Annotated in this window: 10 protein-coding genes and 1 pseudogene; 2 read left to right on the forward strand and 9 right to left on the reverse strand. The window is 65.6% G+C overall.

Annotation, left to right across the window (positions count from 1 at the left end; genetic code table 11):
- Positions 1-10: 10 nt before the first annotated feature.
- The 7 genes and pseudogenes from AC1AZA_RS01695 to AC1AZA_RS01725 form a co-directional block, all read right to left on the reverse strand.
- Positions 11-3,115, reverse strand: a complete 3,105-nt coding sequence (locus AC1AZA_RS01695) for a DUF3427 domain-containing protein (RefSeq protein ID WP_476513158.1) — start codon at positions 3,113-3,115, stop codon at positions 11-13.
- Between the two features lie 108 nt (positions 3,116-3,223).
- Positions 3,224-3,652: pseudogene (locus AC1AZA_RS01700) on the reverse strand ((deoxy)nucleoside triphosphate pyrophosphohydrolase).
- A gap of 66 nt (positions 3,653-3,718) precedes the next feature.
- Positions 3,719-4,048, reverse strand: coding sequence for a hypothetical protein (locus tag AC1AZA_RS01705; RefSeq protein WP_476513010.1), 330 nt, complete (start codon positions 4,046-4,048; stop codon positions 3,719-3,721).
- Positions 4,041-4,592, reverse strand: coding sequence for a Panacea domain-containing protein (locus AC1AZA_RS01710; RefSeq protein ID WP_476513011.1), 552 nt, complete (start codon positions 4,590-4,592; stop codon positions 4,041-4,043). Before AC1AZA_RS01710 ends, AC1AZA_RS01705 begins: the two co-directional genes overlap by 8 nt.
- Before the next feature lie 87 nt (positions 4,593-4,679).
- On the reverse strand, positions 4,680-6,173 hold the full coding sequence (locus tag AC1AZA_RS01715) for an ABC transporter permease (protein ID WP_476513012.1): 1,494 nt from the start codon (positions 6,171-6,173) through the stop codon (positions 4,680-4,682).
- Positions 6,160-7,392: an ABC transporter permease gene (locus AC1AZA_RS01720; protein WP_476513013.1), complete on the reverse strand. Its 1,233-nt coding sequence runs from the start codon at positions 7,390-7,392 to the stop codon at positions 6,160-6,162. Before AC1AZA_RS01720 ends, AC1AZA_RS01715 begins: the two co-directional genes overlap by 14 nt.
- Before the next feature lie 13 nt (positions 7,393-7,405).
- Complete coding sequence (locus AC1AZA_RS01725) at positions 7,406-8,461, reverse strand: ABC transporter ATP-binding protein (RefSeq protein ID WP_476513014.1); 1,056 nt, start codon at positions 8,459-8,461, stop codon at positions 7,406-7,408.
- Between the two features lie 653 nt (positions 8,462-9,114).
- Between AC1AZA_RS01725 and AC1AZA_RS01730 the strand changes: the two genes are divergently transcribed.
- Together AC1AZA_RS01730 and AC1AZA_RS01735 are read left to right on the forward strand one after the other, a co-directional pair.
- Complete coding sequence (locus AC1AZA_RS01730; RefSeq protein ID WP_476513015.1) at positions 9,115-10,515, forward strand: sensor histidine kinase; 1,401 nt, start codon at positions 9,115-9,117, stop codon at positions 10,513-10,515.
- Between the two features lie 24 nt (positions 10,516-10,539).
- Positions 10,540-11,178, forward strand: coding sequence for a response regulator (locus AC1AZA_RS01735; protein ID WP_476513016.1), 639 nt, complete (start codon positions 10,540-10,542; stop codon positions 11,176-11,178).
- Here the strand turns inward: AC1AZA_RS01735 and AC1AZA_RS01740 are convergent, their stop codons facing one another.
- Both AC1AZA_RS01740 and AC1AZA_RS01745 read right to left on the reverse strand, forming a co-directional pair.
- Entirely contained in the window at positions 11,179-11,802 is a 624-nt protein-coding gene (locus AC1AZA_RS01740) for a DUF47 domain-containing protein (RefSeq protein ID WP_476513017.1), read from the reverse strand.
- Between the two features lie 50 nt (positions 11,803-11,852).
- On the reverse strand, positions 11,853-12,905 hold the full coding sequence (locus AC1AZA_RS01745; protein ID WP_476513018.1) for an inorganic phosphate transporter: 1,053 nt from the start codon (positions 12,903-12,905) through the stop codon (positions 11,853-11,855).
- Positions 12,906-13,092 lie beyond the last annotated feature (187 nt).

The following is a 13,092-nucleotide window of genomic DNA, read 5'->3' on the forward strand; positions in this document are numbered from 1 at the left end:
AGGACGCCTGTCACCCGATCAGATGCCGGTACAGCACCGGATCGATCGGCTCGGCAAGCCTCAGCGTGGACAGCGTGACCTTGACGTGCCCTTGCCCGTCCGCATTGGGCTTGGAGGTCAGCGTGGGATGGTCGAACGCCTTCACACGGCCGACGTAATAGTATTTGCCGTCCTTCGCCTCCGCCTTGCGCATCACGAACAGAGGCACGAAGTGGGTTGCGTCCCAATCCGGCCCCTCGCCCTCGCGGACCCATTGGAATTCCGGCGAACTCGGCGTACGGCCGTTCTTGCTGAAGTAACGCATCTCCTGCGCGTTGAGGAATTCGTCCTCGTACTGGCTGGCCGCGTACTTGACGAAGATCGGCATGGTCCCGGTCTCCTTGTCCAGATAGTAGCCGCCCACGTTCTGAGGGGTGTTCTCCTTCCTCCATCCGCACAGGCGCATCACGTCCGCCAGCGAATACTTGCGCCCGTACCGGAACGCACGGTCGAAGGCGCGCCGGCGGCCGTCCGGCACGGAGAGCAGATCGCGGCAGTTGAGCATGCCCACGCGGATCGTGTCGGCAAGGAAATCGCGGAACGTGCGGTTGGAGGACAGCTCGTCCGCGAGCCACGCGCTGGCGCGGTAGGTGTCCCCCGCCGCCTCGATGAGCGGCGTATTGCCGAATCGCTTGCGGTTCGGATCGGTGAAATAGGAGTAGTCCAGCACTCGGATGGCGGAGTCGAACTGGTCGTCCGCCGGATCCGCCGTGGGGAATTCGGCGCGGATCGCGGCCGCCAGGTCATGCCGGTCCAGGGAGCCGGCTGCGCTGTTTGCGTCGCATGCGTTAATGAGCCTGTCGAGGATGACCAGCTCGTGCGGACGCAGTCCCGGCAACAGCAGTTCCGTCGCCATCTTCAGCACGGCGTCGGCGGTCGGGGAAACCGGTTCCAGCAGGTCGAGGAACGTCGCGTTCCGCCGTCCGTCCCGCTGCTTGCCCCGTCCGATGCTCTTCTCGCGCGACCGGACGAAATCGAGGTAGTTGCTGCCCTTCGAGGCCATCGTCATCGGCAGGGACGGGTCGTGGCGGTACACGTCCTCCAGCATCGGAATGCGCCCGAGCTCGAAGCGCAGGATGCGGTACTGGTCGGTCAGACGTTTCATGTCGGACCAGTCCGCAGAGTCCAGCGATCTGAGGACGCGTTCGCGGGCTATCGGGTCGAAGCTGATGGATGACAGTCCGATCGACTTGCGTTGCATGTTCCGCCGCGCGATGTCACGGTCGCCGGTGTTGCCGTACAGGGCCACCGGAATCAGGAAGTTGTTGGCGTAGTTGCCAATGAAATCGATCACCACCACGCTGTCCTTGTGCGGGAACTTGCGCAGGCCACGGCCCAGCTGCTGGGTGAACACGATGCTTGATTCGGTGCTGCGCAGCATGACGATCTGATTGAGCGAGGGGATGTCCACGCCCTCGTTGAACAGATCGACGGTGAACAGATAGTCCAGCTCCCCGTTTTCCAGCCGTTCCACGTATTCGTCTCGTCGTTCGGGCGTGACCGGGCGGCCGTTCTCGTCGGTGCTGGTCACCGCGGCGGTACGGTACGGACGTTCAGCCTGCTGGTTCATCTGCATGTTGAACAGGCGGGACAGTTCCCGGGCCTCCTCCTGCCGGCTGCAGAACACCAGTCCGGTGACGGGCAGTCCGAACTGGCCGTATTCCTGCAGCTTGTCGATGATGTAGCGCACGCGCTCAGGGGTGGCGAGCTGGCTGATCTCGTATGTGAGCTGATGCCTCTCCTCGGCCGATGGGCCCGATGCGACGCCGATCGTACCGCCGTCCTCGGAGCCGATGTATTCCGCCACGCCGTAGTAATGGAACGGACAGAGCATGCCCTCGTCCAGCGCCTTCTGCAGCCGGATCTCGTATGCGACGTTGTGCCCGAACAGTTCGAAGACGTTGAATCCGTCGGTTCGTTCCGGGGTGGCGGTCATGCCGAGCATGAAGTCCGCGTCACGGAAATGGTCGATCACCTTCCGGTAGCCTTCGGCGCCGGCATGGTGGGCCTCGTCGATCAGTACGTAGTCGAACTCGTCCGACGCGAACTGTGCGAGCACTTCCGGGTTGCGCATCGTCTGCACGGTGGCGAACACGTAGCGGCGGTCATGCTGCTTGCTGTTGCCGGAAAACAGTCCGGTCTCGGATTCGTCGCAGCCGAGCACCCTGCGGAAGGATTCCATGGCCTTGGTGAGGATCTGCTGCTGCTGTGCGATGTACAGCATTCGCCGGGGTTTCGCCGCCCTCACGTCGAAGGCCGACAGATACGTCTTGCCGGTGCCCGTGGCCGAGATGATGATCGCCCGGTGTTCGCCCTGCCGCCGCAGATCCGCAAGGCTGCGCAAGGCCTCGCGCTGCATGGCGTTGGGTTCGATCGTGCGGGATTCCCGCTCGCGCAGAAGCTCCCGGCGAGGCGGCGCATAGTGCCTGAAATCCTCCTCGTACCGCCGGATCCATTCCTCGGTCAGCGGCTCGGAATCGGAAAGCTGGGAATCCAGCTCCTCGCGGAACTGCTCCACGAGATCGCCTTCGTCCAGCGAGGAGACGCGCAGGTTCCATTCCCGCTGCACGCCCAGCGCCGTGGAGGTGAGGTTGGAACTGCCCACGTAGAGGTTGTAGTACGGTCTTCCGTCGCGCATCCGGCGGGCGAAGACATACCCCTTCGGATGGAACGGCTGTTCGCGGATCGATTCGTCGGCGTCGGCGCCTTCCGAGGCACCGCCGTTCCACACACGCACGTCCACGCCGGCCACGTCGCGCAGATGCAGCAGCTCCCAGAACGCCTTCGGATCGTTGAAGAAGTTCTTCGTCGACGTAATCAGGCGGCTTGGCGCGCCCGTGCCGTGCTCCGACGAGGTCCGTCTGCCGTGCGAACGGAAATCCTCGAACAGGGTCAGCACTGCGCCGGCCGAGACGAACGCCACGGACATGTCGAACGCATCGCAGGAGGCGATCTCCTCGCTGAGCGCCTCCCCCATCGTCAGGCCCTCCGGACGGTTGACGATCAGCATGGGCCGGTACATGCCGGACGATTCCGGCTTCGGCCCGATCAGACCCGCGATGACGTCATCGAGCACCGATTGCGCGTCTTCGCCCGCTACTACTCCGCCCGCGCGTTCCCCCGTATCGGCTTCACTTCCCCGCACGCCGCCGTCCCGCCTTCTCACTCGTTTCTCACTCGCTTTTCACTTGGCCGCCGCGGAAGCCGGGGCGAAATGCATGGCGGAAAGCAGCCGCACGGCCTCGCGGTCCACGGGCGCCCATTCGAGGGACGGCATGTCCGCAGGGAGCAGTCAGCAGATCTCCGTGTGCTCGGTCAGGCGCGGGAGCCCGCCCGTCAGATGGCAGATGAACGTGGTGAGGCGGACGGTGCCGAACGGGTAGTCGTACTGGCTGGTGCACACCTGATCGGCCACCTCGACCTCGCAGATCAGCTCCTCCTCGATCTCCCGGTGAAGGGCCTCGCGGGCCGTCTCGTGCGGCTCGATCTTGCCGCCGGGGAACTCCCAGAACCCCGCGAGAGCCTTGCCCGGTCCGCGGCGCGCGCACAGCACCTTGCCGTCGCGCACGATCGCCGCCCCCACCACGTTGATGATCCGATGCATCTCCTGCATGCCTCTCCGCCTTTCCTCACGCACTTGCACCAGGATACAACGGAATGGAGGCGACTCCGATCGCCGTCAGTGCAGCTGGTAGCGCATCTGCAATTCAAGACGGTCGTACGGGGACAGCTCACCCAGGCACTCCCCCAACTGTTCGACGGGGACGCGAATGACGCGTTTCCATCCGACTATCGACGCCCGGTCGAAGCCCTCGTCCTCCCAGTTGCGAAGTACATAGAAGTCACTGCGGTCCGCGTACTTGTCCACCTTGCTGGTCACGTAGATGACGGCGCATCCGGCATCGTCCACTTCCTTGACGATAACGCGCCGCGACTTGCCTTGCGTATGGTCCTCCGCGTAGACAAACCATACGCGGCGTACCTGCCATGGGCGGACGGGGTCAGTCATCCTCCCACCCTTCGGGCAGTATCATGTTGCCGTCCTCGGTGAGCCGTACGTCGGGAACGCTGGCGGCCGGCAGTTTCGCTTCGTCGATGGGCAGAGGGTTGGCTTCCACCCATTGTCTGATGGTCTGCTGGGTAATGACGTTGCTGCGTCCTTTTTCGTAGGTTAGCGACCATGGGGTGCCGGGCTTATGAGTCATGCGCATGAGACCGATGGCGGAATAGTCGCGCGCGTACGTCCGGTACACGTCGCACAGGAGTTCCAACGTGTCCGGGTTGATGGTCTTCCAGTCGAACGGCTGTGCGACCTTGCTGATCGCGTCACGTTGATATCCCTTGAACGTGCGGTACACGTCCTTGACGACGGGACCATAGTCCCATGCCTCTATGGGGGCGTCGAACAGCGGCCGGCCGAATCGTTGGAGGCACGCGGCCTGGGCGAAGAACATGAGCTTGTTGAGCTTCATGTTGGTCATGCCGTCGTCCTCCTCCGGATTTCCCTCGTTGGCCGTTGCTATGAAGAAATCGGCCACGTCCATTGCGTCCATTGCGCACCTCCTTACGGTTCGATTGTACTTGGATTGTACTTGGGAAAGGGATTCTATCCATGGCATAGGGACAAACGGGGGGATCGTCTACCGTCCCGCCTCCGGGGTCGAAACGGCCGCGTGTACGGGGCGTGTGCGGCGGATGCGGCCGGCGGCGAGGCCGATGCACACGAACGCGGCGGCGTACAGGGCGACCAGCGCGAGCCCGATCAGCCATCCGCCCACGGACGTGCCGGTCCCGGAGGCGGAGCCGATGCCGAGTGCGTTGTTGATCGCCTCGCAGTACCACCAGCCGGGCAGCAGCTTGGCGAGTGTGAGCATGGCCGCGGGGGCCATGTCCAGCGGAATGGCGATGCCCGAGGTGAACATGACGGCCAGGCCGAAGATGTTCGCGAACCCGTTGGCCGCCACCTCGGAGGCGCCGCACTCGCTGAGCATGAACCCGCAGGCCACGGTCATGAGCGCGAACACGCAGGTGGCGCAGAACGTCATCGCCACGCCTCCCGCGGACAGCGCGGAGGGAGCGAGCCCGGCCGCCAGCATGAGCGCGAACGTGACGGCCAGATAGCCCGCGCACACCACGAGCGCGAACCCGCACAGGGCGGCGGTGCGCTGCAGGGCCATGGCCGACATGCGCCCGGGCGAGGCGATCAGGCGCCTGCGCACCTCGCCGGCGGTGAACGCGCCCAGAATGACCGACGAGCACACGCTCATGGCCAGGAACAGCGGGTACAGGGCGGTCTTCATGGTGTTGCCGAACCCACTCGCCGCGGCCTCGGCAGCGGTCGCCGTGCGCTCGCCATTTCCGTCGGTGCCGGCGGCGGCAGTCACGTCCGTGACGGCGATCGGACGGTTCACGTCGCCGTCGCGCGAGGAGGCGACCGCGCGGTCCGTGGCCTTGGAAAGGTCGTCGAGCGTGGGCGTGCGCAGCGAATCTTCGGGCATGGTGGCCGGCGTACCGCCCGACGGCATGCCGGGTTCCGTGGTTCCCGTGCTGCCCGTGGTGCCGGAACCGTTTTGCTGGGCCTCCAGACCGGCGCGGATCCCATCGAGCACGGACTCGGGCACATCCACCTGAACGAGCGAGCCGACCAGCGCGGTGCGCGTGAGCGAAAGGAATCCGTCGACGCTCATGCCGGCCATGGAACCTGCGCCGGACGTGTAGCTCGTCACCGTCTCCACACGCGCCTGTTCGCCCGTCTGCTCCCCCGCAGCCGCCGAATCAAGCAGCCCCTGTGCGAACCCGTCGGGGATGATCACGATGAGATCCGCCCAATGCGAGGCGACCGCCTGCTGCAGCGATTCGGGATCGTCCGGCAGATCCGTGAGCGTGCTGGACTCGGACAGGTAGGCACGCAAGCCCTGCGCGATGCCGCCGCGGTTGGAGTCGCGGTCCACCACGGCCACCACCGGCCTGCCCGGCTCGTAGGTCGGGTCGGCGTCGGCGCTCGCGGACGAAGCGTTGGAGGACAGCAAGGACCAACTCAGCGAGAACATCATGACGCTCATCAGCACCAGATAGATGATGAGATACAGCTTGTGCGCGGCCAGAATGCGCAGGGTGGCCTTACAGGTGTTCATAGCGTTGCCTCCTCAGCATAACGGTCCCGGCGGCGAGGAAGACCGCGCTCATGGCGAGCAGCGTGCCGCAGGTGCGAAGGAAGGGACCGTAACCGTCGTAGTACATGAGCGAGTAGAACAGGTTCACGACCTGCTGTGCGGGATTGATGGCGGCGAGCACGGGCGCGTGACGGGCGATCCAGTCGCTCAGCTCCATCGCGAACCCGCCGTACAGACCGGTGAACAGGGAGAGCGAGCAGCTGATCGCACTCACGAGTCCGGACTTCACGGAAGCGGAGAGCCCCGGGATGGCGCCGAGCAGGCTGCCGGCCGAACTCGCCATGAACGAGGCCACCGCGACGGCGAGCACGGCCGCCGGTTCGCGCCCGCCTATCTCCACGCCGCACACGTAGCGGGTGTAGGCCAGCGCGACGGCCAGCGCGACGAACGAGCACAGCCAGCAGGCCAGGAAGCCCGCCAGCAGCTGGCTCGAGCGGTGCAGCGGCGAAACCGAACGGCGGATGCCCAGCGCGGACAGGTTCGCCTGCGCCATGTTCACCGAGTCGGCCGCGTAGCCCAGGGCATTCAGGCAGGCCATGCCCAGCAGCGCGTAGTAGTACCTTGCCATCGCATCCGGCTTGAAGTTCGTGAGCGTCACCTCGCGGGTCATGGAGCCGGACCCGACGGCGTTCCAGAACGTCTGGCTCATCAGGGCTTGCGGGTTGTTCACGAGGGTCTGGCGGGTGACGGCGTCGGTGCGGTTGTACCGGTCGATCACCGTGTCCAGTGCGGCCAGCGTGATGCTCAGGGCCGAGCCGTTGACGGAATCCCCGGCCGAGAAGGCGGTGTCGCGGCCCAGCGTGATCCCGATGCGACCGGCGTTGTCCGCGGTCAGGTAGCCCTTCGCGGTGCCGTCCGCGAGCAGTCGCTTCGCGCCGTCCACGGAATCCGTGGCGGTGACGGTCAGGAGCTGCACGCGGGCGGTGCCGTCATCGTCCGCGTTGGCTGCGCTACTGTTGCCCGCCAGCGCGTCGACGAACATCTGCGTCGCGGCCGCCTTTTTCCAGTTCGCATCCTGCACCACGGCCATGGGCACCGGCGTGACGGAGTAGCCCTTCTCGAGGTTGCCGAACACGCCGGTGAACAGGGTGGCCAGCACGATCGGGAACAGCACCATCCAGAACAGCGCGGCCTTGTTGCGCAGATTGACCTTGAGCACGGTCAGGAATGTAGTCCACATGGCACTCCCCCGATCAGTCCCTGAGAGCCTTGCCGGTGAGCTCGAGGAACACGTCGTTGAGGGTGGGCGGGCGGCTCGTCAGATGCCCCACGTTGACGTGCCCCTCGCGCAGCACGGCGAGCAGGTCCATGAGGTTGTGCTCGCCGCGCCGGCAACGCACGTCCAGCTCGCGGCCGTCGTACGAGGCCTCGATGACGAACGGCAGCGCGCGCAGGCGCTCCAGCGTCCCGTCGGTCAGGTCCAGCGTCTCGGCGCTGATCTGCTCCCCCGCGTCGATCATGTTCTTGAGCTCGTCCGCCGTGCCGAGCGCCAGATGCCGGCCGTGGTCCATGATGAGGATCCGGTCGCAGATCTGCTCGACCTCCTCCATGTAGTGGCTCGTGTAGATTACCGTGGCGCCGTTCTCGTTGAGCCGCTGGATGCCCTCCAGAATCGCGTTGCGGCTCTGCGGGTCCACGGCCACCGTAGGCTCGTCGAAGAAGATCAGGTCCGGCTTGTGCGCAATGCCGCAGGCGATGTTGAGCCGCCGCAGCAGACCGCCGGACAGCTTGCCGGGCAGGTAGCCGCGGAACTCGCCCAGTCCCGCGAAGTCGATCGCCTCGTTCACGAGCGGCTCGCGATCGGCCTTGCGCGGCACGTACAGCGAGCAGAAGTAGTCGATGTTCTCCGTGACGGTCAGCTCGTTGAACACGGCCACGTTCTGCGGCACGATGCCGATACGCCGCTTGAGATCGTAGCTCGTGGGCGTCATGGGCTCGCCGAACACGCGGATCGTGCCCGCATCATAGGTGAGCAGTGCGAGAATGCAGTTGATCGCCGTGGTCTTGCCCGAGCCGTTGGGGCCGAGCAGACCGAAGATCTCGCCCTCGCGGACGTCGAGGTCGAAGTAGTCCAGCGCCACCATGTCGCCGTAGCGCTTGACGAGTCCGCTGACCTTGACGGCCTCCTGCGGTGCCGATTGCGTGGCCGGGGACTGTGCAGCCGGCGGTTGCGTTGCGCTATCCGGCGCGCTGTGCTGCGGTTGCGGCGTGCCTTGGCGCGGCGCGTTGCGTGTTGCTTCGTCCGTCATGACCGCTCCTTCCTTTCGTTGCGGTATCCCGTGCGTCCGCCGGCTGCCTTTTGCGTTGCGGCGATGCTCCGGCGGAATGTCCGATGACTCCATCATGCTTCCCTCATGGCCGCTGGCGCCACCGGCAAATGTCACGACGTGCCCGCAGGCCCATGACATTTGTCACTCATTTATCTTGACAAACTTTCGGGCATATTATCTGTCGGAAGGTTGGAATTCCAACCTTCGCGCGGGAAATACCCCGCAAAGTTTGTCGGTCTGGACGCCGGGCCGGATGCCGGGCACACCTCCGGACCGACTATCTGCCGTCTATCTGCGGAGTGTGCAGCAGATTCGCCACCGTGCAGAGGTCTATCTGCGTTCTGTGCAGCACTCCTTTCCCGGTCACGGCGGTATTTTCCGGCCCAAAGGAGACTTACAGGCGGGTTTGGGAGGCATTTTCGGCCGTCTTCGCTCCGGTGACTGCTGCACAGAACGCAGATAGACGTTCGCAACCGTCGGAATCTGCTGCACACTATTCAGATACGACGCGGGGTCGCGCAGCTGGGAGACAATCTTGGACGCAGTCTGGACCGATTGACGCTTACGCCTGACACGTGGGGATGAGACGCCGCATGGACTAGGCTGGACGAAAGGACGAAACGGGAGCGGACATGCGCACGATGATCGACAAGGCACTGCTGATCGCACTTGGGGCGATGCTGGCTGCGGCGATGCGCGGATTCGGTGCGGGCGGTCTTGCGATGGCAGGCCTCGCAGCGGGCGGTGGCGTCGCTGCGGAGGGCGGTCCGTGGATCACTCCGACGGACGCGCTGCTTCTCGCCGGTCTGCTGGCGGCCGTGTGCGTGGCGGGGCTCGGCGAATGGCTCATGGGATCGCGCCGCGGATGGATTCCCTCCGTCCTGTACGCGGCTGCCGCGCTGATCGTACCCGTATGGACCGTGTTCCTGCCGTCCGTCGCCTACGATGCGGCCCGCGCCCGCACGCCGGTGACGACGGGAACGCCGGCGGCGGCTTCGGCAATGCAGCCGGGAGCTCCGTCTGCAACGCCGTCGGCTGGCTCCATCGTGCGTCGCATGCTCTCCGGTCTGCCGGCGTGGGCATGGGCCGTTCCGGTTTGCGCTGTGCTGGCGAGACCGGGCGGCTTGACTGCGCTGAATCTGGTGGCGGCGATCGCGGTCTGCGTCGGCTTCGCATTCGGCACCCGTGCCGCCGCGGCAAGCCGTGTGCGCGGGGAACTGCGCGCCTTCGAGGACCGCGTGCGTGCATCCGTGCGCTCGAGCCGGGTCCGCCTCGCCGATCTGACCGAGGAGCGCGACCGGTCCGCGCGCACGGCCACGCTCGCCGAACGCACGCGCATCGCCCGGGAGATCCACGACAACGTAGGCCATCTGCTCACGCGCGCGATCATGCAGACCGGGGCGGGAAAGGCGGTGGCGGACGCGACCGGAGACGCCGTGGCGGCCCGGGGATTCACGGACGTGGCGGCCACGCTCGACGACGCGATGACCATGGTGCGTCGGTCCGTGCACGATCTTGAGGACGAAGGCACCGATTTCGCGGGACGCATCTGCGACGCGGCCCGTTCGTTCGACGGCGTCTCCCCCGGATTCACGGTGATGCTCGCCAACGACGTGACCGCCGCGCCCGCGCCCGTGGCACGCTGCTTCGCCACGGTCATCCGCGAGGCGTTGTCCAACGTGGTGCATCACAGCGATGCGCCCGGAGCAAGCGTGACGTTGCGCGACTTCCCGGCGTTCTGGCAGCTCGTGATCCGCGACGACGGGCCGGCGAAGGCCGAGGAGACTGGAAAGACCGGGGAGACCGCGGCGGGAATGAATGCGGCGGGAACGGGCACGGGCACGACGGCAGACGGGCTGCCGCGCGGCATGGGCTTGGCGGACATCGAGGCGCGCGTGCGTTCGCTCGGCGGCACCGCGGTGTGCGGTCCATACGCAGGCGGCTGGCGCGTGTTCGTTTCCGTGCCCAAGGAGCGGTGGTCGGAGTCCAAGGAGCGGCGGTCGGAAGTCCAGTCTTCTCCCGCCGGACGATAATGGGATGAGGAAGGGAGCTTTGCCATGAGAATCGCCATCGTGGACGACGATCCGATCGTCTGCCAGTCGCTGGACACCATCCTCACGGCCACCGGTGCGGCCGACGTGCTGTGGACCGCCAACGACGGGGATGCGGCGCTGTCCTCCTATTTCCGTGAGCCGGCGACCCGGCCGGACGTCCTGCTCATCGACATCCAGATGCCGGCGCGTGACGGCATCAGCGCCGCGCGCGAGATCCTGCGACGCGATCCGGCCGCCCGGGTCCTGTTTCTCACCACGTTCGCGGACCTCTCGTACATTGCGCAGGCCATGGAACTCGGCGCCAAGGGATACCTCATCAAGCAGGACGTGGCTGCGGTGGCTCCCGCGTTGCAGGCGGTGATGGCCGGGCAGGTGGTGCTGGGGTCCGACGTGGCCGGCAAGCTCTCCGGAGCCGGCGGCGAGAGCGGAGGCGCGGAGGATGCCGGCGACGACTTCGCGGATCTCAACGACCGCGACCGCGAAATCGTCGCATTGGTGGCCGAGGGGCTCGACAACCGCCAGATCGCCGCGCGCTCGTTCCTCAGCGAGGGAACCGTGCGCAACCGCATCAGCGCGATCCTCGAGCGGACGGGTCTGGCGAACCGCACGCAGCTCGCCGTCCGCTGGCTCAAGAGGCGGTGATCAGCTGTTCTTCATCACGACGCCGTCGACCACGTCCGCCACATGCTCGCAGTCGTCCGTGCAGCGCTCCAGATGCGCGTAGATCTCATGCCAGGCGAAGACCTGCAGCGGATCGCTGTCGGACGTGTGCAGCGCGCGCATCGCCTCGACGAACACGCGGTCGGCGCCCTCCTCCACCTGATTGATGGCGAACACATGCTCGCGCAATGTCTTGGAGCGCTTGAACTTCGGCAGCTCCTCGATGAGCTGCACCATGGCCTCGCAGGAGCGGACCATCATGTCCACCAGTTGCAGGCCGTCAGGACGCATGGAGGTCACGTTGTCGTAGTACAGGCGCAGCAGCACGCCCTCGATGCGGTCGGTCACATCGTCGAGCGCGCTGGACAGGCCGGCGATGTCCTCGCGTTCGAACGGGGTGATGAACGCCGTCACCAGCTCGTCCATCATGCCGTGGCGGATCTCGTCCGCCGCCTGCTCGATGCGGTGCATTTCATCCATCCGCTCATGCAGGCGCGTCGGATCGTAGTCGTGCATTACCTCGGCGAGCAGGCGCGCGGCGGACAGGGCGTGCCCGGCGCTGTCGCGGAAGCCGTCGAAGTAGAAGGAATCGTTTTTTCTTGCCATGCGTCTGGCTCCTTTCCGTTGAGAAATCACGAAAACTCGGTGGGTGCGGCCTAGAACACCACCATGAACAGGCGGGCCACCGCGTAGCTGATGATGCCGCAGCCGGGGAACGTGAACACCCAGGTGAGCATCATGTCCCGCACCACGCGCAGGTTGATGGCCGACAGTCGACGCACCGAGCCGACGCCCATGATGGCGCTCGTCTTGGTGTGCGTGGTGGACACGGGAATGCCGAGGAGCGTCATGCCGAGCAGACACAGCGCACTGGACAGATCCGCGGAAAAGCCTTGGTATTTCTCCAGCCTGACCATGTCCTGACCGACGGACTTGATGATGCGTTCGCCGCCCACGGACGTGCCGACGCCCATGATGACGCTGCACAGGAGCATGAGCCACACGGGGATGACCACGCCGGCCACGCTCGGCTGGCCGCTGCAGAACGCCATGCCGAGGAACAGGACGCCGATGAACTTCTGGCCGTCCTGCGCGCCGTGCATGAAGCTCATGGCCGCGGCCCCCACGATCTGCGCGTAGGTGAAGAACCCGTTGGTGCGGCGGCGGTCCATTCCGGCGCACGCCAGCGTGACGGCCTTGCACACGATCCATCCCATGCCGAAGCCGATGACGAGGCTTGCGGCAAGACCGTAGAGCACCTTGGCCCACTCGCCCATGTTGATGCCGCTCATGCCGCCCTGAATGGCGATGGCCGCGCCGGACAGGCCGGCGATGAGGCTGTGGCTCTCCGAAGTGGGGATGCCCAGCATCGAGGCGCCCACGGAATAGACCACGATGGAGAACAGCGCAGCGCACAGGGCGATGAGCGCCGCGTGCGTGTCCGTGCCGAAGTCGACCATGTTGCTGATCGTGGATGCCACGGAGGCATTGAAATGGGTCATGAGCAGCACGCCGAGGAAGTTGAACACCGCGGCCATGATGACCGCCGATCGCACGCGCATGCACCGGGTGGTCACGCAGGTGGCGATGGCGTTCGGCGCGTCGGTCCAGCCGTTGACGAAGATGACGCCCAGCGTGAGCAGCGTGGTTACCGCCAATGCGGGGTTCGAGAGCACCTGTTGGAGGAAATACTGAAACGTCACGTCCACGGGGCTGCTCTCCTTCTTCGTTGAGGGGGTTTCGCTTATGTTGTTAGGAAACCGTCAGGATGATTGTAGCCCATGTAACTACGTAGTTTTATCGATTGACGATGCGCTGCGTGCTATGGTGTGTCGTGGCGTCACGCCAAAAATGAAATCGCGGCGTCGTCGGAAGGGTCCGATGACGCCGCGAATC

This window comes from Bifidobacterium sp. LH_389, assembly GCF_056357235.1.

Excerpts from the sequence above, each read along its gene's own strand:
- AC1AZA_RS01710 (WP_476513011.1), bottom strand. The coding sequence starts at position 4,592 with ATGGACGCAATGGACGTGGCCGATTTCTTCATAGCAACGGCCAACGAG.
- AC1AZA_RS01705 (WP_476513010.1), bottom strand. The coding sequence starts at position 4,048 with ATGACTGACCCCGTCCGCCCATGGCAGGTACGCCGCGTATGGTTTGTC.
- AC1AZA_RS01720 (WP_476513013.1), bottom strand. The coding sequence starts at position 7,392 with ATGTGGACTACATTCCTGACCGTGCTCAAGGTCAATCTGCGCAACAAG.
- AC1AZA_RS01740 (WP_476513017.1), bottom strand. The coding sequence starts at position 11,802 with ATGGCAAGAAAAAACGATTCCTTCTACTTCGACGGCTTCCGCGACAGC.
- AC1AZA_RS01730 (WP_476513015.1), top strand. The coding sequence starts at position 9,115 with ATGCGCACGATGATCGACAAGGCACTGCTGATCGCACTTGGGGCGATG.
- AC1AZA_RS01715 (WP_476513012.1), bottom strand. The coding sequence starts at position 6,173 with ATGAACACCTGTAAGGCCACCCTGCGCATTCTGGCCGCGCACAAGCTG.
- AC1AZA_RS01725 (WP_476513014.1), bottom strand. The coding sequence starts at position 8,461 with ATGACGGACGAAGCAACACGCAACGCGCCGCGCCAAGGCACGCCGCAA.
- AC1AZA_RS01735 (WP_476513016.1), top strand. The coding sequence starts at position 10,540 with ATGAGAATCGCCATCGTGGACGACGATCCGATCGTCTGCCAGTCGCTG.